Annotated in this window: 22 protein-coding genes; 2 read left to right on the plus strand and 20 right to left on the minus strand. The window is 36.8% G+C overall.

Features of this window, described 5'->3' with window-relative positions; genetic code table 11:
* Nucleotides 1–240: 240 nt before the first annotated feature.
* The 11 genes from trpB to FG27_RS13865 form a co-directional block, all read right to left on the minus strand.
* Complete coding sequence (gene trpB, locus FG27_RS13815; RefSeq protein WP_037320103.1) at nucleotides 241–1,422, minus strand: tryptophan synthase subunit beta; 1,182 nt, start codon at nucleotides 1,420–1,422, stop codon at nucleotides 241–243.
* A 245-nt stretch (nucleotides 1,423–1,667) separates the two neighbouring features.
* Nucleotides 1,668–2,315 carry a phosphoribosylanthranilate isomerase gene (locus FG27_RS13820; RefSeq protein ID WP_231563331.1) on the minus strand — a complete coding sequence of 216 codons (648 nt, stop codon included), beginning with the start codon at nucleotides 2,313–2,315 and terminating at the stop codon, nucleotides 1,668–1,670.
* Nucleotides 2,316–2,373: 58 nt separating this feature from the next.
* Nucleotides 2,374–3,162 (minus strand): indole-3-glycerol phosphate synthase TrpC, encoded by a 789-nt coding sequence (gene trpC, locus FG27_RS13825; protein WP_037320107.1) that lies wholly within the window; start codon nucleotides 3,160–3,162, stop codon nucleotides 2,374–2,376.
* Between the two features lie 186 nt (nucleotides 3,163–3,348).
* Nucleotides 3,349–4,341 (minus strand): anthranilate phosphoribosyltransferase, encoded by a 993-nt coding sequence (gene trpD, locus FG27_RS13830; RefSeq protein WP_037322309.1) that lies wholly within the window; start codon nucleotides 4,339–4,341, stop codon nucleotides 3,349–3,351.
* A gap of 88 nt (nucleotides 4,342–4,429) precedes the next feature.
* The gene (locus tag FG27_RS13835; RefSeq protein ID WP_037320109.1) at nucleotides 4,430–4,996 is read right to left on the minus strand and encodes an aminodeoxychorismate/anthranilate synthase component II; all 567 of its coding nucleotides are present in this window, start codon (nucleotides 4,994–4,996) and stop codon (nucleotides 4,430–4,432) included.
* Between the two features lie 154 nt (nucleotides 4,997–5,150).
* Nucleotides 5,151–6,545 carry an anthranilate synthase component I family protein gene (locus FG27_RS13840; protein WP_037320110.1) on the minus strand — a complete coding sequence of 465 codons (1,395 nt, stop codon included), beginning with the start codon at nucleotides 6,543–6,545 and terminating at the stop codon, nucleotides 5,151–5,153.
* A 60-nt stretch (nucleotides 6,546–6,605) separates the two neighbouring features.
* A complete protein-coding gene (locus FG27_RS13845) occupies nucleotides 6,606–6,902 on the minus strand; it encodes a GIY-YIG nuclease family protein (protein WP_037320112.1) in 297 nt (98 codons plus the stop codon).
* A gap of 365 nt (nucleotides 6,903–7,267) precedes the next feature.
* Nucleotides 7,268–7,768 (minus strand): YceI family protein, encoded by a 501-nt coding sequence (locus tag FG27_RS13850; RefSeq protein ID WP_037320114.1) that lies wholly within the window; start codon nucleotides 7,766–7,768, stop codon nucleotides 7,268–7,270.
* A 48-nt stretch (nucleotides 7,769–7,816) separates the two neighbouring features.
* Nucleotides 7,817–8,395: a YceI family protein gene (locus FG27_RS13855; protein WP_037320116.1), complete on the minus strand. Its 579-nt coding sequence runs from the start codon at nucleotides 8,393–8,395 to the stop codon at nucleotides 7,817–7,819.
* A gap of 34 nt (nucleotides 8,396–8,429) precedes the next feature.
* The gene (locus FG27_RS13860) at nucleotides 8,430–9,062 is read right to left on the minus strand and encodes an NAD(P)H-dependent oxidoreductase (RefSeq protein WP_037320118.1); all 633 of its coding nucleotides are present in this window, start codon (nucleotides 9,060–9,062) and stop codon (nucleotides 8,430–8,432) included.
* Nucleotides 9,063–9,064: 2 nt separating this feature from the next.
* Nucleotides 9,065–9,514 carry a MarR family winged helix-turn-helix transcriptional regulator gene (locus FG27_RS13865; protein ID WP_037320119.1) on the minus strand — a complete coding sequence of 150 codons (450 nt, stop codon included), beginning with the start codon at nucleotides 9,512–9,514 and terminating at the stop codon, nucleotides 9,065–9,067.
* A gap of 197 nt (nucleotides 9,515–9,711) precedes the next feature.
* Between FG27_RS13865 and FG27_RS13870 the strand changes: the two genes are divergently transcribed.
* Nucleotides 9,712–10,026 carry a rhodanese-like domain-containing protein gene (locus FG27_RS13870; protein ID WP_037320121.1) on the plus strand — a complete coding sequence of 105 codons (315 nt, stop codon included), beginning with the start codon at nucleotides 9,712–9,714 and terminating at the stop codon, nucleotides 10,024–10,026.
* Between the two features lie 43 nt (nucleotides 10,027–10,069).
* Here FG27_RS13870 and FG27_RS13875 read toward each other — a convergent pair whose 3' ends face one another.
* The 4 genes from FG27_RS13875 to FG27_RS13890 form a co-directional block, all read right to left on the minus strand.
* The gene (locus FG27_RS13875) at nucleotides 10,070–11,287 is read right to left on the minus strand and encodes a hypothetical protein (RefSeq protein ID WP_037320123.1); all 1,218 of its coding nucleotides are present in this window, start codon (nucleotides 11,285–11,287) and stop codon (nucleotides 10,070–10,072) included.
* Nucleotides 11,288–11,404: 117 nt separating this feature from the next.
* On the minus strand, nucleotides 11,405–13,414 hold the full coding sequence (gene uvrB, locus FG27_RS13880) for an excinuclease ABC subunit UvrB (RefSeq protein WP_037320125.1): 2,010 nt from the start codon (nucleotides 13,412–13,414) through the stop codon (nucleotides 11,405–11,407).
* Between the two features lie 226 nt (nucleotides 13,415–13,640).
* The gene (locus FG27_RS13885; RefSeq protein WP_037320127.1) at nucleotides 13,641–14,477 is read right to left on the minus strand and encodes an ABC transporter permease; all 837 of its coding nucleotides are present in this window, start codon (nucleotides 14,475–14,477) and stop codon (nucleotides 13,641–13,643) included.
* Nucleotides 14,477–15,382, minus strand: a complete 906-nt coding sequence (locus tag FG27_RS13890) for an ABC transporter ATP-binding protein (RefSeq protein WP_037320128.1) — start codon at nucleotides 15,380–15,382, stop codon at nucleotides 14,477–14,479. Before FG27_RS13890 ends, FG27_RS13885 begins: the two co-directional genes overlap by 1 nt.
* A 94-nt stretch (nucleotides 15,383–15,476) precedes the next feature.
* Here FG27_RS13890 and FG27_RS13895 point away from each other — a divergent pair, with 94 nt between their 5' ends.
* Entirely contained in the window at nucleotides 15,477–16,547 is a 1,071-nt protein-coding gene (locus tag FG27_RS13895) for a hypothetical protein (RefSeq protein ID WP_037320131.1), read from the plus strand.
* 223 nt (nucleotides 16,548–16,770) lie between these two features.
* On the opposite strand, the gene FG27_RS13900 is transcribed toward FG27_RS13895, so the two are convergent.
* From FG27_RS13900 to FG27_RS13920, 5 genes are all read right to left on the minus strand, one after another.
* On the minus strand, nucleotides 16,771–17,829 hold the full coding sequence (locus tag FG27_RS13900) for a nucleoid-associated protein (RefSeq protein ID WP_037320133.1): 1,059 nt from the start codon (nucleotides 17,827–17,829) through the stop codon (nucleotides 16,771–16,773).
* Between the two features lie 253 nt (nucleotides 17,830–18,082).
* A complete protein-coding gene (locus FG27_RS13905) occupies nucleotides 18,083–18,592 on the minus strand; it encodes a hypothetical protein (protein ID WP_037320134.1) in 510 nt (169 codons plus the stop codon).
* Nucleotides 18,593–18,616: 24 nt separating this feature from the next.
* A complete protein-coding gene (locus FG27_RS13910) occupies nucleotides 18,617–19,642 on the minus strand; it encodes a heme A synthase (protein ID WP_037320135.1) in 1,026 nt (341 codons plus the stop codon).
* A gap of 83 nt (nucleotides 19,643–19,725) precedes the next feature.
* Nucleotides 19,726–21,150 (minus strand): CCA tRNA nucleotidyltransferase, encoded by a 1,425-nt coding sequence (locus FG27_RS13915; protein ID WP_037320136.1) that lies wholly within the window; start codon nucleotides 21,148–21,150, stop codon nucleotides 19,726–19,728.
* Between the two features lie 92 nt (nucleotides 21,151–21,242).
* The gene (locus FG27_RS13920) at nucleotides 21,243–21,614 is read right to left on the minus strand and encodes a GxxExxY protein (RefSeq protein ID WP_037320137.1); all 372 of its coding nucleotides are present in this window, start codon (nucleotides 21,612–21,614) and stop codon (nucleotides 21,243–21,245) included.
* Nucleotides 21,615–21,626: the final 12 nt, after the last annotated feature.

Below are 21,626 nucleotides of genomic sequence, written 5' to 3' on the forward strand. Positions count from 1 at the left end.
ATATTTCAGAATCTATTTGTTTTCAATTTTTTCGCCACGAATACACTAATATTTTTTATTCTTAAATTTTTAGCACTCGTAGCAATCTATATTACTGTATACGTCATTCTGAATTCATTTCAGAATCTAAGCTGATATATCAAACTCATCTTAGAACCTGAAACAAGTTCAGGTTGACGATAACTCATATTTTATTTTAAACTTTTATAATAATTCCCCCTTTGGGGGTTAGGGGGCTTTCTACAAATCAAAATAATCAATATACGTACTCAAATCTTTATCGCCACGACCCGAAAGATTGATTACTACAACATCATCTTTTTTAAATTTTCGATCTTCAAAAATCGCCAGGGCGTGAGAAGTTTCAATAGCGGGAATAATACCCTCCAGCTTTGCAAGTTCCTGGCCTGCATCCATAGCCGCTTTATCGGTTATGGAAATAAACTCCCCGCGGCCACTTCTAAATAAATTGGCGTGCATTGGGCCCACACCGGGATAGTCAAGTCCGGCAGAAATTGAATACGGCTCAGTAATTTGTCCGTCATCGGTCTGCATCAATAGCGTTTTACTGCCATGAATAATACCTTCTTTTCCCAAAGCCGAGGTCGCGGCACTTTCACCACTTTGTATACCTTTTCCGGCAGCTTCCACCGCAATAATCCCAACTTCCGGATTGTCTAAATAATGATAGTAAATTCCGGCTGCATTACTTCCTCCACCTACGCAGGCGACTACAAAATCGGGATTTTCTCGATTTTCTTTTTCTTTCAGCTGAACTTTAATTTCCTCAGAAATTACTGCCTGAAACCTTGCAACCATATCGGGGTAGGGGTGAGGACCAACCACAGAACCAATGATATAATGAGTATCCAGTGGATTGTTGATCCAATCGCGAATAGCTTCATTAGTAGCATCTTTTAAGGTGCGGCTTCCCGATTTTGCCGGAACTACTTTGGCTCCAAGCATTTTCATTCGGGCCACATTTGGGGCTTGTCGTTCAATATCAATTTCCCCCATATAAACAATACATTCAATGCCCATAAGCGCGCAAACGGTAGCCGTAGCTACACCATGCTGACCTGCGCCGGTTTCAGCGATTATTCGGTTTTTACCAAGGCGTTTAGCCATTAGAATCTGTCCTACGGTGTTATTGACTTTGTGAGCACCGGTATGGCAAAGATCTTCCCGTTTAAGGTATATTTTTGTATTGTACTTTTCGCTAAAACGTTTAGCATAATAAAGCGGTGTTGGACGCCCTACATAATCCCGCAACAGATCTTTAAATTCTTTCTGAAAAGATTCCTCTTTCATAATATCTAGGTACTGCGAACGCAATTCCTCAACATTTGGATAGAGCATTTCGGGAATAAAAGCCCCGCCAAAATCACCGTAATATCCTTTTTCGTTAGCCTGATAGCTCATTTTTATTTGTTTTATTTGAGTGCTTCGAATGCACTAATTTTTTATTAATAGTCTTCCGCCCAAATGTTTTTTAATCATACCTACAAGGTTTTGGAAACCTTGCAGGACTTCGGGTATAGTAGTTTTCGCCACGAATGCACTAATTTCTACATTGTTATTGCGAGGGCAGCGACCGTAACAATCTTTTGCGATATTCAAACAAATGATTGCTTCTCCCTATCGGGATCGCAATGACGTAGTTATTTTTAAAACCGCTTTTTAAATTCTTTTAGTTTTTCAATATTTTTAAAACCGGCTTCCTCTTCAAATTTACTATTTACATCTATGGCGTACAGCAAATTTTCTTTTCCCTTTTCCTTAAAAAATGCTTGTAATTCGTAAATAGCATCAACTTCTTCTGGTCCAATTCCTCCACTTAGAAAAAAAGGCTTTTTTGAAGGATAATCTTTTAAAACTTCCCAATTAAAAGTAATTCCGTTTCCGCCTTTATTTTTCCCTTTAGTATCAAAAAGGAAAAAATCCACCACAGCTTCATATTCTTTTAAATTTCCAAAATCGAAATCTTCTTTAATAGAAAACACTTTTATAATTTCTACCTCGGTTTCGATCAATAGGGTTTTTAATTCAGCGCAAAAAGCCGCACTTTCTGCTCCGTGTAACTGTATAGCATTTAGATCGTGCTCTTTAATTCTCTCAAGGATAATATTGATATCTTCATCAACAAAAACACCTGTTTTTTTAATTGCTGAAGAAATTTCCGGCATTTTAGCCTCGAAATACCTGGGAGTTTTTTCATAAAAAATAAATCCCATATAATCAGGCTGAAGTTTCGCAACTTCGCTGATATTTTCGGGATGCTTCATCCCACAGATTTTGAGTTTTAAGTTTTTCATATTTCCAACAATAGATTACTTCTCCTGATTCGATCAGAATCGCAATGACATTTTTTATTTATAACTTATTCAGTGTTTTTACAAACTCAGCCGCAGCTTTGCCCGGATTATCAGTTTTCATAAAATTCTCACCAATTAAAAAGCCTTTGTACCCAAATTGCTGTAAATCTTTAATAGCGTCAACCGAACTAATTCCGCTTTCAGAAACTTTTACAAAATCCTTGGGGATCTTTTCTGAAAGCTTTTTGCTAATGTCTGTCGAGACTTCAAAAGTCTTTAAATTCCTATTATTTACACCCAACATATCTAAACTGGGCATAATAGATTTTTGCAATTCATCTTCATTATGAACTTCCAGTAATACTTCTAAACCTATACTTTTAGCAAATTCTGAAAGTCTTTTAATTTCTTCCCGTTCCAGCACCGCAGCGATAAGTAAGATCACATCTGCCCCGTGAGCTCTTGCTTCCAAAAGTTGATATTCATCAATAATAAATTCCTTTCGCAATAAAGGCATTTTAACCGTCGCACGGGCATAAAGTAAGTCGTCTAAAGATCCGCCGAAATATTTGCCATCGGTAAGTACAGACATTCCTGAAATTCCTGCATCTTCATAACCTTTGGCAACGTCTTCAACATTTAAATCCTGATTAATAACCGATTTTGAGGGGGAACGCCTTTTATGTTCAGCAATAATTCCGGTTTTACTGGTTCTCAATTTTTCTGCCAGGGAAACCGTTTGCCGTTCAAAAAGCGCCGATTTTTCCAATTGTGAAACGGGAACTACCAGCTTTTTTAAAACCAGTTCTTTATGTTTATCGGCTATTATTTTGTCTAAAATGTTCATTTTTTGTTGTCTGTTCTCGGTCACGATTTTTAATTCTCGTCATTGCGAAGGCGAAGCCTGTGGCAATCTGTTTTTATATTAGCAATTCTATTCAAAAGATTGCTTCAGTCGTCCCTCCTTCGCAATGACGGTCTTTTTTAAATTTGTCATTGCGAGGAAGGTGTTAACCTGACGTGGCAATCTTTTTCACTTACTCAATTCCTGTAACTTCTCCAGTGCCTTTAAAGCTTTCCCTGAATTTATAGATTCCCGGGCAGTTTCAAAACCTTCTTTGACACTAATTTGTTTCGCCGTGGCAATCGCCATTCCTGCGTTGGCGCAAACCACGTTGTTTTGTGCTTTAGTGCCTTTTCCTTTTAATATATTCACGAAAATTTCTGCAGAACTTTCTATAGAACCGCCACCGGCAATTTCTTTCTGTTTTAGGGTTTCCACTCCAAAATCTTCCGGACTTAGCATGCCTTCAGAATTATTAGAAATGGTTTTCGTATTTCCGGTAAGGGAAATTTCATCATAACCATCCAAAGCATGCAAAATGGTAAAATTCTTATCGGTGTTTTGATATAAGTAACCATACATTCTGGCCAGTTCCAGGTTAAAAACTCCTACAAGCTGATTTTGCGGAAAAGCAGGATTTACCATTGGCCCAAGCATATTGAAAAAAGTCTTTACCGCAAGCGACTTCCGAATTGGCGCGACGTTTTTCATTGCCGGGTGGAATAGGGGAGCGTGCAGCACGCAAATTCCTGCTTCAGCGATACATTTTTCAAGAAATCCGGCATCATTACTAAATTTAATTCCCAGGCTTTCCATAACATTAGAACTACCACTTACCGAAGAAACTCCGTAGTTTCCGTGTTTCGCCACATTTACTCCCGCTCCTGCCGTTACAAAAGAGGAAGTGGTAGAAATATTAAATGTATTCTTGCCATCTCCACCGGTTCCGCAGAGATCTATAGGGTTATAAGCACTTAAATCTATGGCTACACAAAGTTCTAAAAGCGCATCCCGAAATCCCTCCAGCTCTTCTATAGTAATGCTTCGCATCATATAAACCGTGAGAAATGCGGCGATCTGGCTTTCGTTATATTCTCCATTGGAAATACTGAAAAGCGCCTGCTTCGCTTCATCTTTGGAGATGGTTTCGTGATTAATAAGCCTGTTTAGTAGTTCTTTCATATCTAATTTTGTCATTCCCGTGAAGACGGGAATCTGTTTAATTGGAATTTTTCTTACTTCTCAAAGATTTCCGCCTACGCGGAAATGACTATGATTCTACCCAATTCTGAATCATTTTTTTCCCATCTGGAGTCAATACCGATTCTGGGTGAAACTGCACTCCACGCACATCAAACTGGCGGTGACGAAGAGACATGATTTGCCCTTTTTCATCGTAGGAAGTAGCTTCCAGAGAATCGGGAAGTTCTTTTAAAACTACCCAGGAATGGTAGCGGCCTACCTTCATTGTTTTTGGGAGATCTTTAAAAAGTGGTTCATCGTCTACACAAAGATCCATCGTGGTGGCGATGCCGTGATAAACCGATTCCAGATTGCCCAAGGTCCCGCCGAAAACTTCACCTATGGCTTGTTGCCCGAGACACACGCCCAGGATGCTTTTTGAAGAAGCATATTTTTCTATGATAGGTTTTAATAATCCGGCTTCACTGGGAATTCCGGGGCCTGGAGAAAGCAGAATCTTATCATATTTCTCCACGTCTTCCAGCTCTAACTGGTCGTTTCTTATAACCGTGACCTCACAATCTAATTCTTCTAAATAATGTACAAGGTTGTACACAAAAGAATCGTAATTATCTATAACTAATATTTTTTTCATTCTACCTGGTGTAAAATTCTGTTTTTAATACTAAAAGTTGCGTCAATCTGTCCCGAAGCTTCGGGATCGTTTCAGATTCTAATATTTTAGATCTCCGAATAAATTTCGGAGCAAGCTCTGAAATAAATTCAGGATGACGTATTGTTTTTATTCCTTATATATCTTCAGCGATATCCAATGCCTTGGTTAGCGCCCCTAGTTTATTGTAAACTTCCTGTAATTCGTTTTCTTCTACAGATTCTGAAACAACACCTGCGCCGGCTTGATAATGTAATTGATGATCTTTACTTACAAAAGATCTAATGATAATGGCGTGGTTAAAATTTCCGTGGAAATCCATAAACCCTATTGCCCCGCCGTAGGCATCACGATTTACATTTTCGTATTTTTCTATCAGCTTCATCGCACTATGCTTAGGCGCGCCGCTTAAAGTTCCCGCCGGAAAAGTATCTGCTACCACCTGCATTGTAGGTGTTTTTGGATCTTTGGTGCCGGTAACTTTGCTTACTAAATGGATCACGTGGGAGAAAAACTGGATTTCTCTATATTTTTCCACTTTTACATTATTACCGTGTCGGCTTAAGTCGTTACGAGCCAGATCAACCAACATTACATGTTCGGCATTTTCCTTTTCATCGGCGGCAAGTTTTTTGGCTAGTTCAGCGTCTTCCTCATCATTTCCGGTACGTTTAAAAGTTCCGGCTATTGGATGGATTTCTGCCTGCCCGTCCTGAACCACCAGTTGGGCTTCAGGCGAACTTCCAAATATTTTAAAGTTTCCGTAGTCAAAATAGAAAAGGTAGGGCGAAGGATTTACGCTGCGTAAAGCGCGGTAAACATTGAATTCATCTCCCTTGAATTTCTGAGAAAATCTGCGCGAAAGCACAATTTGAAAAACGTCACCACGATAGCAGTGCTTTTTCCCTAGGCTTACATTTTCCCTGAATTCTTCGTCGGTGAGGTTAGAAATTGGTTCCTGCTGACGTTCAAAATTATAGGTCGCGAAATTTTTGACTTTTATCAGTTGCTCGATTTCAGCGATCTTTGAATCGGTATCATAGCTATGATCAAAAATATAAGCTTCATTATTAAAATGATTTATGGCGATAATATTTTGATAAACCGCGTAATAAATATCCGGAAGTTTAAGATCACCATTTCGTTTTTTAATCTCTAAATCTTCAAAATACCGAACTCCGTCATAAGCGATATAGCCAAAGAGTCCGTTATTGATAAATTTAAAATCAGAATCTTCAGTTTGGAATTGTTTTGAAAATTCCTGGATTTGCTGGGGCACGTTAACTCCAGGAGTGATCTCTGTTGTTTTTTTACTTCCGTCAGGAAAAACTTCGGTAATCACTTCGTTTTGAATCTTAATAGAAGCGATAGGATTACAGCATATATACGAGAAACTATTGTCGTTGGCGTGATAGTCACTACTTTCCAGCAAGAGACTGTTAGGATATTTGTCCCGAACTTTTAAATAAACACTCACCGGTGTAATGGTATCTGCTAGGAGTTTTTTATGGGTGGTTTTTAGTTGGTACATGAATTATTCTTTTGTCTTTCCCGCGAAAGCGGGAGTCTATTTAGTATGTTTCTGTTTGAGTTATTTAAATCTTACAGTCAAATCTTCCCAATCGGGGTTGAAATCGTTTATCAGATTTATTTTCCAGAGTCGATTCCATTTTTTAAGTTGTTTTTCCCTTTTAATCGCCAACGACGGATATTCGAATTTTTCATAATATACTAGTTTATTAAGTCGGTATCTACTGCTAAAACTTTTTAGGTTTCGATTTCTATGTTGATATAATCTTTGTTTCAGGTTTCTTGTAATCCCAATATATAGTGTTCCATATTTACGATTTGTAATGATGTAAACGTAATATTGGTAGTCTGTATTCATAATTTATTTCAGTCACTCTCTTAAAAATGGGAGTCTTTTTTAATATCGTATTTCTCAATTCTGTGTTTTTTGAGATTTCCGCCTTCGCGGAAATGACAGAAAACTTCATAAAAAAAGGCTTGTCGTGAGACAAGCCTTTTGTATGAGATTATACTATAGCGATGTTACTTCACGACGTTTGACGTAAATTTTTCCACCACCAGGTATTTGCTGTAATTGTTTTCATAAAATATAATAAATGCCAATTATTGGCTTTCATTGCTTCAAAGATAGAAAGCTCTTTTAAATAAACAAGTCGATTTTATAAAAAGAAAAGCCGGAAAAGTAAATTTAACTTTTCCGGCTGGAATTGTGCAATCTAATTATTAGAATTTCAACTCAATATTTAAATCGAAATTATCGTAAATCGTTTGATCTCCAAGTCCGCTGAAAAAGCTACCGGAATTGTATTTCACGTTATATTTAGAACGATCTATTGTTAATTTGGTAGTAGCAGTATTATTGTTGTAATCTAAATCGAAAGTTACCGGATGAGTGTTTTCTTTAATTGTTAGATCTCCAACCACACCATAAGTGCCATCATCTTTTTTGGCTACGCTGGTAATTACCAGTTTGGAAGTTGGATGGTTATCTACTCCAAAGAAATCATCTGAATTTAAGTGACCTTCCAATCCTGCTTTATCGTCTCCTTTAAGATCTGTTACAGTAATTGTGGTCATATCCATTACAAATTCGCCACCTACTATTTCATCGTTTTCAAACTTGAATTTCCCATCTTTTAGATCGATGGTTCCTGAGTGTGATCCTAAAACTTTCTTTCCTTTCCAGGCGATATTACTGGCCTGGGTATTTATTTGTTTTTCCATAATAATTCAATTTTTCTTTTTCAATAGCAATTTTCTTCCCGGTACAGTTTAGAATTTTAATTCTACGTCCAGTTCAAAATTATCGTAGATAGTTTTGTCTCCAAGGTTATCAAAGAAACTTCCAGAACCATAACGTACATTGTACTTAGAGCGGTCTATAGTAAGTTCTGTAGAAGCTGAATTTTTACTCCAATCTAAATCAAAAGTTACTGAATGAGTGTCTTCTTTTATAGTAAGATCTCCAACTACACCGAAAGTATTATCACTTTTCTTGGCTACGCTGGTTATTACCAGTTTAGAATTAGGATATTTTTGAACTCCAAAGAAATCATCTGACTTTAAATGTCCTTCAAGCTTACCTTTGTCCTCTCCTTCTAAGTCGGTAACTGTGATAGAAGTCATATCTATTACGAACTCTCCTCCTTTTGGTTCATTATCTTCAACGATAAAATGTCCTTCTTTAAAATCGATCGTTCCATAATGAGATCCGGTTACTTTTTCACCTTCCCATTGTACTGAACTTTCTTTTACATCAATTTTCTTTTCCTGTGCGTTTACGTTGGTAAAAGATAAAAGAGATACAATAACTGTAGATGCAAGGGCACCTCTAAATAGATTCTTTTTCATAACAATTTTTGGTTTTAATTAATTTAGTTTTGATTTATATTAAATGGAATAATTCCTCTTCTTGTTTTCTTACTTTTTTGGCGTGCTGTAATTGATCTTCGTCACTTCTATACCCAGCCGTGGCAATAACAGCGGTAGTTAAATTTGTTCCTGAAATCCCCAATATCTCATCAAACTTTTCAGCATCAAAACCTTCCATAGGGCAGGTATCCACCTTTAAATGAGCTGCAGCTGAAAGTAGATTTCCTAATGCGATATAGGTTTGCTTTTGTGCCCAGATCTTTTGTTGATCTTCAGACTTTCCTAAAATATTAGAAGTCAGCATATCTTTTAAACCACTCAGATCCTGAACCTGAATTTCTCGAATTTTACTGATATTCTCTAGATAAGCATCTATATAAGCTTCATTTAATTTCTTAAGTCCAACAAAAACAAATACGTGGGAAGCATCGGTAAGTTGCGACTGATCCCAGGCAGCAGCTTTAAGTTTTTCTTTGGTTTCTTTATCTGAAATTACAAATACCTCATAAGGTTGAAGCCCATAAGATGAAGCGGAAAGTTGGATACTTTTTTGCAATTTCTCTACGTCCTCTTTACTTAGAGATTTTGTAGTATCAAATTTTTTGGTCGCATAGCGCCAGTTTAAATTCTCTATATAATTCTCCATACCTAGTTTCTTATTTTATTTAAACAATTAGTAACAATTTCAATTTCTTCTTCGCTGATGTCCTGAATTAGCTCTTTTTCTACTGCATCTACTTGTGGATCGATTTCTTCTAGTAGATCCAGACCTTTATCAGTAATACTTATTTCAACTTTACGCCGGTTGGCCTCACAAATAATTCTTTCAGTTAATCCCTTGGTTATAAGTTTATCTACCAGCCTGGTGGTGTTGCTCATCTTGCTCACCATACGTTCCTGGATAGTACTAAGATTTGCCGGTTTCCCTTTTTGTCCTCTTAAAATTCTAAGCACATTAAACTGTTGAATTGAAATATCGAATGGTTTTAAAGCAGCTGCCACCTGTTCATCAATAAGATTTGCAGTAACCAAAATGCTAAGACTTAGCTTTCTGGCCGGCGGTAAATTATTTGTTTTTAATTGATCTTCGATTTTCATTTGTCTAAACAACATTTGTATATACAAATATAAGCCGGATTTACAATTTAGATCAAAATGAAATGTTAAATTTTTCCAGTAGGAATCGAAGGCAATTGGAAGCTCTGTTTTTTAAAACTTTCAATATCTTTACACTGAAAAATATATTAGGAATCACAGATCACCTTCATTAAGGGGATTATTTAAAAATAAAATTTATGAAAGAACTTAATCAGGATGAATGGCAATCACAGCTGGAAAAAGATGAAAATGCAGTGATTTTAGACGTAAGAACCGAAGAAGAAGTAGAGGAAGGGTATATTCCTAAAGCTAAAAACCTTGATATTTATAAAGGTCAGGAATTTGTAAATGAAGTAGAAAAGCTGGATAAGGATAAAAATTATTATATCTATTGCCGCTCCGGAAAGCGCAGTGCACAGGCCTGTACTATTTTAGACCAGATGGGATTTGCCAACACCTATAACCTTGAAGGAGGTTTTATGGAGTGGGATGGTGAGAAAACTGAGGATTAAATAAAAAGAAAGCAGTAAATAATTTTTACTGCTTTCTTTTTATTTAATTGGATCTATCTATTAATAACCAACGCGTTCCTATACTAATTATAGTGAGAATTTCTTTGGCGGCGATATTAGTGATGGTCGTATTATTTTGAAGGTCAAATAAGGTATCACCATTTTGAAAATTTAGGGAAGTGCTGCCGCTTCCCTGCCAGCCAATTAAAATTAATTCCCTGCCTCTAAAAGAAGCAGCGGGAGGGATTGTAATCGAGGAAGGGCTATTAGTTATTCTTAAATAATAAACTTCAGGACCAATGGTATAATTGCCAGAACTGCCTGTACTAACATAATTTCTGGTGTGATTGTGTTTCCAATCAACTTTTCCTGAATTATCTGAAACTAAAATTTGGTTCTCTTCTCCCCGGGAATCAGGTAAAGTATATTCTACTGCCGGGGTTTTTCCTATTCCTACAGGGCCGGCAAAATATCCGGCAAAAACTCTGGAGCTGGAGTTTCCTTCAGCTTTAGCATAAATTGCATAGATATTCCCTCTACCGGTGGGAGTTCCAATTTCAGTTAGAATACCATAATTATTACTATTAGCTCCTTCAGTTCTACCCACCTTATTATAAATTCCAAATATATCTTTGCTACCAGTGGTTTTATTGGTAACATTATGAATCCCGTAGCGTTCGCCTTCACCCTCACTGGAAACATTTAATTTTAATCCATATTTGATCGCATTTGTTTTGCTGCGATTCCTTATTTCAATGCCATAGGTATTTCTTGTTTCTGCGGAATTATTATTATCTATTTCCAGACCTTTTTTGATATCCTGAGCATCATCAGAAGTTATTGCAATTTGTAATTTACTCTGAATTTCTTCAGTACCAATTCCGATATTTCCTTTTCTGAATAAATTATCATCGATATTCCCCGGGCTCTGAGTAGTATTCGGCTTATAAAAATTAACTGCTTTAGCATCGGAAACTATAGACTTCCATTCACTTTCCTGCTGATGCCAATAGTAAAAGCCGGTAGGCGAATTATTAAAGGTTTGACTGAGAAAAACAAGCATTCCATGTTGTTCTACTCCTGGGTTTTGGGAAGGAAATTTTTTAATCCTTGGTATTAAAATTCCGTCTATTTTAGAAGGATTATCGGTATCGGTGGCGATTACATCTAATTGCGCACCGGGCTCTGTGGTGCCAATACCAACTTGAGAAAATACTGGAATTGCAAAAAACAAAAAATAAGAAAATATAAATCTTTTCATCTTACTAAAAATACCGGTTAATGAAGGAGGTGTTTTTTAGTTAGGCGTGCTTTGGATTTTTAAATATACTTTTTGAAATAACTTATTCCGAAATTTTACAATATTTAAGGGAAATCCCTAGGCTTGTGCTTCTTTTACTTTATTTTGAAGCATTTTTATTTCATCGCGATGTTTTGCTGCAGCCATAAAGTCGAGATCTTTTGCAGCCTTTTCCATGGCCTTTCTTTTCTCGCGGATTCGCTTTTCCAAATCGGGTTTGCTCATATAAGCCACTTCAGCTTCCGCAGCTTTGGTAGTTAGTGGTTTTTCGGCATCATACACATCTAGTTTTTCCTTGATCAAAGTGCTGTTCTCAAGTTTCTTCACCAGTGGGGTAGGACGAAGGTTATTTTCCTTATTATAATCTATCTGCTTATTTCTTCGGTATTCGGTTTGATCAATAGTTTTTTGCATACTATCGGTAATCTTATCAGCATACAAAATTGCCTTTCCTTCTACGTGACGGGCTGCCCGACCAATAGTTTGAGTAAGTGACCGATTACTTCTTAGAAAACCTTCCTTATCGGCATCTATTACTGCGACTAAAGAAACCTCGGGAAGATCTAAACCTTCTCTCAACAAGTTTACTCCAATTAAAACATCAAACAATCCACGGCGTAAATCCTGCATAATTTCTACTCGTTCCAGGGTGTCTACATCCGAATGGATATAGCGACATCTAATATCAATTCTCGTAAGGTACTTCGCCAGTTCTTCAGCCATTCTTTTAGTAAGCGTAGTGACTAGCGTTCTTTGATCTTTTTCGATTCGTGTATGAATTTCTTCAATAAGATCATCTATTTGATTTAAACTTGGTCGCACCTCAATAACCGGATCCAGAAGTCCGGTAGGCCTAATCACCTGCTCTACATAAACTCCTTCAGATTTTTGTAATTCGTAATCTGCAGGAGTGGCACTTACATAAATCACCTGGTTTTGTAGCGCTTCAAATTCTTCAAATTTTAATGGGCGGTTATCCATCGCAGCTGGAAGTCTAAATCCATATTCTACCAAAGTTTCCTTTCTGGATCTATCTCCCCCATACATCGCATGAACTTGTGGAATAGTCACGTGGCTTTCGTCCACAACCATTAAAAAATCATCGGGAAAATAATCTAAAAGACAGAAAGGTCGGGTGCCGGGTTGTCTTCCATCCAGGTAACGAGAATAATTCTCAATTCCTGAACAATAACCAAGTTCGCGAATCATTTCCAGGTCGAAATTGGTTCTTTCATCCAGTCGTTTTGCTTCCAGATGTTTCCCGATATCTCTAAAGTAATCTACCTGTTTTTCGAGATCGTCCTGGATATGATGAATTGCATTTTGCATTACATCGGGTGAGGTTACGAACATATTGGCAGGATAAATATTCAGCTTCTCATATTTTTCAATAATGTCATTTGTCCCGGGATTAAAAGCTTCAATTTCTTCAATTTCATCGCCAAAAAAATGTACCCTAAAAGCATTATCGGCATAACTCGGGAATACATCTACCGTATCTCCTTTTATTCTGAAATTTCCGTGAGTGAACTCTGCTTCAGTTCGGGAATACAAACTTTGCACCAGTTGATGTAGAAATTTTGTTCGCGAAATTTGCATATCGCGTTCAATAGAAACTACATTTTTACGGAATTCCACCGGGTTACCAATACCATACAAACAGGAAACGGAGGCAACTACTATTACATCTCTTCTTCCGCTTAAGAGTGAGGAAGTAGTGCTGAGTCGTAATTTTTCAATTTCTTCGTTAATCGAAAGATCCTTTTCAATATAAGTTCCCGAAGTAGGAATAAAAGCTTCCGGCTGATAATAATCGTAATAACTTACAAAATATTCCACAGCATTATTGGGAAAGAATTGCTTGAATTCTGAATAAAGCTGGGCAGCGAGTGTTTTATTATGAGCCAAAACCAGGGTAGGTTTTTGGACTTCCTGAATAACATTGGCTACGGAAAAAGTTTTACCAGATCCTGTTACTCCAAGCAGGGTTTGATATTGGTCGTTATTGTTAATTCCACTAACCAACTGATCTATCGCCTTCGGCTGGTCTCCTGTGGGTTTGTAGTCTGATTCTATCTTAAACTTCATTCGTGCTGCTCGATAATCGAGATTTAAATGCTTCGAGGCCTGGCTCGAAATTCAAAAATTTTTCCATTTATTGCCTTCTGGGCTTGCCGCAAGGTATTTTACTGGCTTATTCACACGAAACTAATCAATAATCCTGCCTATTCAAACTGATAAACTTTTCCTTAACGTTTTTAGACCGGAAGCTTTAGCATGAAAAATCAATTTGCTAAAATGTCAGTTTTCTAAATTATAGATCACGTTTTTTAAGCAGGCTGTAAGAAAGAAAAACGAAAATGGCAGTCCACACTATAACAATTAATAATTGATCCCAATGTATGCCATAATCTTTATCAATTTCAGAACCTATTTGGGTGGCTGCGGTTTGCACTGCAGAGAGACGTGAAAAAGGTTCTTTAATAAGATTGCTCATAGATTCCAGTGGAAAAAATCTGGCAATTTGATCGGCGATTTCAGAATCCCTGAAAATCTTCCATTTTAAAACCCCGTAAATAATACTTTCTAAAATCCACCAGATAAACAAAAAACCAAGTGCAAAGGCTGAACGTTTTATAAGAATTCCAAGAAACATACAAAAGGCGAAGAATCCTGTAAGTTTCACGAAGTAGGCAATCATATATTCCATATCTGAAAAGATGATAGAAACTTCAGTAAAGTCTGAAAAAGAAAGCCCCAGGATCATAGAAACTATAAATAGAAAAAGGGTTGAAAAGAGCGAAAATACTGTTACCGTCAAAAATTTTGAAGCGATAAATTCCTTTTTACTCAAACCATCAATCAAATTTTGCTTTAGAGTACGGTTACTGTATTCGTTAGACATCATCGAGACGATTACAATAGCGAGGAATAGTTTTAATAACGCCGCGATATAAGAATTAAAATGCCAGATATAAGGAAAATTAAAAATTCCCTGGTCTGCTACCCTAAAGTTAATTGCGCCTAAATTGAACTCTATAGAAGCAATTAAAGCAATAAAAGTTATTAAAATAAAATAAGTGAAAACCAGTATTTTTGCCGAGTGGCTATAGCGTAATTTATGATATTCTATTTCTAAAAGTCGTAGCATTATGCGGTAGGAGTTTGATTGGTTAATGTAAGGAACTGTTCTTCCAGGCTTTCTTTACGTTTTACCAGGTAAGAAAGTGAAAGTCCTTTTTCAAACAAATATTCATTGATAGTTTCAGCATCCATAGGTTCTTTGAGAATTGCTGTCACAATATTTTCCTTTTCAGAAACATTTTCTATTCCTGGATGTGCGATAAGTAATTCCTGCAATAATTGCATGTTCTTTGCCTGGAGTTCAAAGAAACCGTGGCTGGCATTAATAGCATCTACCGGGCCGCTGTAAAGTTTTTTTCCATTTCTTATAATAACCACATGCGAACAAACTTTCTCAACTTCATCCAGTAAATGCGAAGCGAGTAAAATGGTAGTTCCACCGGCGGCGATTTTCCTTATAATCTCTCTTATTTGATGAATCCCCTGAGGATCAAGTCCGTTAGTTGGCTCATCTAAAATAAGAATTTCCGGATCGTTAAGTAGGGCAGAAGCTATGGCAAGTCGTTGCTTCATCCCAAGAGAAAAAGTTCTAAACTTACTGTCTTTTCTATCCAGTAAATTAACGATTTCAAGTTTTTCTTCAATTTTATTTTTGGGAACATCTTTAATCTTACAAACCAAAGCCAGGTTTTGTGCTGCGGTCATATAAGGGTAAAAATTAGGATGCTCAATTATGGCCCCTACTTTTTTTAAAGCTTCGTGCGTTTCAGTTTTCCCGCCAAACCAGGCAAATTCACCAGCGGTTTTATTAACTACGTTCAAAACCATTCCCAGGGTGGTAGATTTTCCGCTACCATTAGGACCTAAAATCCCATATACATTGCCTTTTTTTATGGTGAAAGATAAATTATCTACCGCGGTTATTGCGCCATATTTTTTTGTAAGGTCTTTAAGACTTAGAATTGTTTCCAAAATTGAAGAAAAGTTTAAAGTAAGACGACGAAGTTAGGTAATTGTTACAGATTTCGCTCTAGAAAGCTTATTTTTGGTAAAAAGCATACCTAATATGGAAGAAAAGCTGATGTCTAAGAAGAAACCTTCATTTGCTGTAAATGAAAGGTTAAATCGATATCTGGCCAAACATAACCGAAACACCAAAATTCCTGTTTTTTACGATGATTTATTGCGTTTTTCCGGTTCAGTGGTGGTCTACGATCAGCACGAAGAAGATACATTTTGGGTACGCTGCTATTATCCAGATTTTGAACGTGAAGAAATAGATAACAGCTTAAAACAGGTGTATACCATCATGCATTCTGATGGAAGTGATGATTCACTGGAATTTCTTACCGTAGATGCTATAGACTATTGTACGTTCGGAAATTCAAAACCTTTCCGCATAAAAGTGCGAAATATTCTGAATGATAGTTTTACTTATTTCTATGTAAAAAAAGCCGATGCTTCCCGAATCTACGGACTCGAATTTGAACATTTGCTTTCCCCACACCGAATTAACTTCCTGGTTTATAAAGACACTTTAATTGAAGAACATATTGCCGGTATTCCCGGAGATGTCTTTATTGAAGATCATTTACCACTTTGTGATAATAGGGCGCAAACCCAAATAGCAAAGCAGTTTGTGAAATTTAATGAGCGTTGTACAGTAAGACTGCTTGGCGATATGCGATCTTATAACTATGTGGTGATTCCCACCCACGATTTTGATCATGTAGAGTATCAAATTAGAGCTATTGATTTTGATCAACAATGCTTTGAAGGAAATCTAAAAGTTTACAGGCCCCAGTTTTTTAAGGAGAATTTAAAAATGGTACAACTGGTTCAGGAGAAATTACAGGAATCTTCTATAGAACAATATAGAAAAGAAGAGCGTTCGCTGCTTGCCAAAAGAATTATTAATACCAGGCCCCGCTATAAAGAATTATTGCGATGTATGATCAATGATCATGTCTCCACACAGGAGAATGTGAAAATCTTAAGAAAGGATCTTTATCGGTATACTAATGACATGAAATTTAAGCGCGCCAGCACTATGGGCCAAATTTTAAGGACTGCGTTAGATTTTGTACGTCGTAATTATGAAGATGTTAATATGAAACGTTTGCTGGAAAGTTCATAAAAGAAAAATAGGTTATGTGAAAACTTTTCTTAAAATCGTCATCCTGAATTTATTTCAGGATCTAAAATGTCGATAATCAGAACAGGTTAGAAACTGAAACAAGTTCAGCTTGACGAAACTATACTTTTAATACAACTTTTTTAATGTAAAAACAGTTGAAAAAAAGCCACGAATTCACTAATATTATTTGTGTATTCTTGGCTATTATCTTTTGAAGATATTATTAACTCTTTTCCTCTTTATTAAAGTAAACAAGGTAATAGTACATTTGTTTCTCTTCGTCCCAGCCTTTTTCTACAAACTTATCGGCTGATTCTGCGTTTACAAAATCCATTTTAATCTGAATATGCGTATCAAGATTAATTACGCTCTTGATCTTTTTTCGCGCATCGGTTACCGCTTTGTTGGCAATGGGGAAATTAGTAAGATCTTCTATTTTATACTTAGGTGCTTTTTCGGTTTTATAATGCTGAAATTCGGGTAATAGTTCTGGATTATCAATTACTGAATTCAGAAAATTACTTTCTTCAAAATCGTCGTTTTTTGCGAAGTAATCCATACTTCGATTCATGAACATTACCTCTTCTTTTTTGTCTTCCGCAGGTAAAACCACGTCTTTAGCGAAGTTTTTACAGAAGTTAAGGTAACTTTTGGTGTTGTAATTCTCATCACGCATCACATCTACACCCAAAAAGTTCTCCAACCAGTATTTAGTATCGTACTTATTAGAATCTACCGAAAGGATTTTATAACCTTCTTCCCGATTTTTATTAAAAATAAGCGCGCCTTTATCTAATTTATTGAGGTTGATTCCCTGCTGAACGATCATTTCTAGAATGCTGCCGTTTTCTTCAAACTGAAGGAAATCGTGTTTTAATTCAGATTTAAAAATTCCGATTCCTGAAACCTTTTCGTTATCTATTTGAAGGTTTTCGAAATAAACCACATATACCTCTCCGCTTTTAATATGCGGATGCGCAGATTGTTCAAACAACAAAGTGGTGATCTTTTTTGAAGCCTCATGAATGTTTGCAGGATCATCAAAAACCGCGTTTGCCAGATTGTATAATTCGTTGAATTCAAGATCGGTTTCGTGAGAAAAATTGAAGTAATTTTCTTCCTTTTCCCTAAATGGTTTTAGAAAATATTCCTTGATCAAAGGTGTGATCTCGTCATTTAACTGGTATGGTGCCGCAGAAAGAAAAATGTTCTCATTTCTACTTTTGTTCCCAACCCTATGAATAGAAAGGGACTCAATTTGCGCATTAAAAAGGTTGATCATATATGTTATATTTTGTCATTTCCGTCTCGATAAAAAATCGGGATAAACTGCGGCGGAAATCTATTTTTTAGTTTTTTAATTGTCATTGCGAGGCACGAAGCAATCTGTCAGATTGTGGTAATTTAAGTTGAAGATTACTTCACTCCGTTCGTAATGACGATCCTTATTGATATGAACGACTTAGATCCTGAAATAAATTCAGGATGACGATAAACCAGTTTCCCGAAACAAATTCGGGATAATTGCTTCGCAATTAATTCCAATTTTCATCAAAAGAAAGATCGTCGTAATCGTTGGTGTTGAATCCCTGGTCAAACATATCTCCGCCACCTGCGTCTTCATCGTCCTCACCTACAAAATCCTTGTCTGGAGCATTATCTGGAAGTTGACCGTGAACAAACATAAGGTTTGGGTAGTCCCTTCCTGCTTCAATTTCACCCACCTGAGCTAACTCAATTAAGAAAGTCCACATCTTCAGGAAGTCGTAAATATAGATTATATTTCTATTCTCTTCATCTAAAATAGATTCGAGACTGGTCTCGTTCATTAGGCGCACTTCACCACCCATATCAAACTGAGAAAACTCTTCACCCTGTTCCCATTTTTCGTCACTTAAATAGAAAGAAGCCATCTCAGTACCATCAAAGCCGAAGGACTGTAAAATGGTGTTATGCAGATCTTCCAGCGTGTTTTCCTGCAGTATTTCTATATCTCTAAATACATCTTCCTCAGCATCAAGAATTACTCTAAATCGGTAAACCATAGTATCAAATTTTAAAGGGCAAAGTTACAAAGTTTTGAACTTTCTGCCCGCGGCAAAGCTTTCCAATAATAAATAAAATTGAAATCCGAACAATACGGCGGCTATAACTAAATGAAGAGGTTGGGAGGTAAACGGAAATTCAAAATTATACATTGCTATTCCTGTGGCAATCTCCAGAAAAATTAGCAGCATGACCCAGTTTATCTTCCCGAATTTAAGCTGAAGTTTTCGGTTTTTCCACCAGAGTACAAGGTTTACAAGTAGGACCAGGATAGAAAAGCTACGATGTATATAAAAATTTAAATCAGGATTGGCGAGCCAAAGTTCTTTCGCATCATAACCTAGCATTTTTACCTGTTCATCTACTAATTGTCGTACTTGCGTTCCTAAAACAACTTGAATGAGTGTTAAGGCAACTGCCAGGATCATTAAATTTTTAAAGCTGTTATTATGAATTTTATCCTTTACTTTTTCTTCGGCAAGGAAAAGTAAATAAAGTAGCAGGGCCACAATTACCAGCGCCATTACCATATGGATGGTAATTCTAACCGGCGATAAGACCGAATAAACTACGGTTGCGCCAAGCCAGGCCTGGAATCCCATAAGAAAAACCGATAGCCACGAGAGCAAAGTAATTCGTTTTCTTTTTTTCCATTTTTTAAAGGAAAGCACGGCCATTATGAGCACAGCAAAGCCAGCTAAAGCTCCGGCAAGCCTGTTTATATATTCAACCCACGTATGCAGTGGATTAAAAATGGCGTAATCGTGTTTCTCATAATTTCTCCAGTCTGCTTCGGAATAGTTTTCTGCAGAAGTAAAATCGGTTTCGGCAACTTTTAGGGTTTCATCAACGATAATTACCTGGCCTTTTTCATACTCGCGGTTAGCCTGAAACTCCAGTTCAGAAACTTCTGTTGGAGGAATGTAATAACCGAAACATTTTGGCCAATCCGGGCAACCCATTCCGGAGCCCGTCATTCTTACCACGGCACCGGCAACAATAACCAGGTAAACCAGGATCAGGGAAATTTTAACCGATTTTCTATACATATTTTTAAGTTGAAAGTTAAAAACATAAACTTCACTACTCACTACTCACTACTCACTACTCACTACTCACTACTCACTACTCACTACTCACTATTCACTGATAATCCCAATTCTCTTCCTTTCTTAAGCATTAAATTCCTCGCAGCTTCATGTTCGTTTGGAATTTCCCCTTCAAGAATTGCTTCTTTAATGGTGTCTTTAATAATACCGATTTCACGGGAAGGTCTTATATTAAAAGTTTCCATAATTTCTTCACCGGTAACCGGAGGTTGGAAATTACGAACGTGGTCACGTTCTTCCACCTCTTTCATTTTGGTGCGGACCACTTTAAAATTATTATGGTATTTCTTAAATCGATTCGGATTTTTCGTGGTGATATCAGCTTCGCAAAGCGTCATTAAATCTTCAATATCTTCCCCAGCGTCAAAAATAAGTCGGCGTACGGCAGAATCGGTTACGTCGTTGTCCACAATAGCAATTGGCCGCGAACTCATTAAAACCAATTTCTGCACATATTTCATCTTGTCATTTAATGGGAGACGAAGCCGTTTAAATAGTTTAAAAACCATTTTTGCGCCAACAAACTCGTGCCCGTGAAAAGTCCACCCAATTTTCTTGTGAAACTTTTTAGTAGGAGCCTTACCAATATCATGCAATAAAGCAGCCCAGCGCAGCCAAAGATCACCAGTATTTTCCGCGATATTATCTACCACTTCTAAAGTATGCCAAAAATTATCTTTGTGCTTTTGGCCTTCAATTTCGTCAATACCTTCCAGAGCAGTAAGCTCCGGTAAGATGATAGGAAGTAATCCGGTTTTATGTAGTAGCGAAAAGCCTTTTGAAGGTTTTTTGGCCAGCATTATTTTATGCAGCTCGTCGGTAATTCTTTCTTTAGAAATAATCTTGATGCGTTTCTTATTTCTTGTAATCGCATCTAAAGACTCTTTTTCAATCTTAAAATTTAGCTGTGTCGCAAAGCGAATAGCACGAAGCATTCGCAATGGATCATCAGAATAAGTAATATTGGGATCCAGTGGGGTTTTGATGATTTTAGAATTTAGATCCTCAATTCCGTCAAAAGGATCTAAAAGATTTCCGAAGTTATCTTCATTCAAACCAAGCGCCAGTGCATTTATGGTGAAATCGCGCCGATTTTGGTCGTCTTCCAAACTGCCGTCTTCCACAATAGGTTTGCGACTATCTTTTTGATAACTTTCTTTACGTGCGCCCACAAACTCGATTTCCATATCAAAAGCACGCAGCATTGCCGTACCATAGTTTTTGAAAACCTGGACTTTGGGTTTGTGCGGAAGTATTTCTGCAACTTTTTTCGCAAGTTCAATGCCGCTTCCTACCGCAACAATGTCAATATCTTTGGGTTCTCCTCGCTGTAAGATATGATCGCGAACAAAGCCTCCAATAACATAGCTTTCAAGTTTTATTTCCTCCGAGGCCTGGGTAATGACCCTGAATATATTGTGCGATAAAGCGCCTTTATAATTCTTCACTATTGTAATTTCTTTTGAAACTTCCAGGTATCATTATATGCTCTAATGATGTTAGAAGTTTTTATCTTTTCTAGCCACGAATACACAAATTTTTATAGCACAATTCTTTTATGGTCTAGTAAATCCTTGTGGAAGTTTGCTAATGCTAACCTGTTTTCTGAAACCTTTAAATAATTAATACACTGCGCTATATGCTTATCGTGAATATTATCAACAGATTTTATTTCTAAAATTATTTTATCAAAAAGAATGAAATCAGCATAAAACTTGTGACTAAGAATAGTTCCTTTATAAGAAACTGAGTATTCTTTTTCTCTTTCAAAAGGAATATTCAGCGAACTAAACTCCAGTTCTAATGCATCTTTATAAACTATTTCAGAAAATCCACTGCCTAAATAATTATATACATTGAATAATGCTCCAACAATGGCATAACTTTCGTCTTTATATATAATATCGGCCATAATTCGTGTATT

It is taken from the genome of Salegentibacter sp. Hel_I_6 (genome assembly GCF_000745315.1).
Classification (GTDB): domain Bacteria; phylum Bacteroidota; class Bacteroidia; order Flavobacteriales; family Flavobacteriaceae; genus Salegentibacter.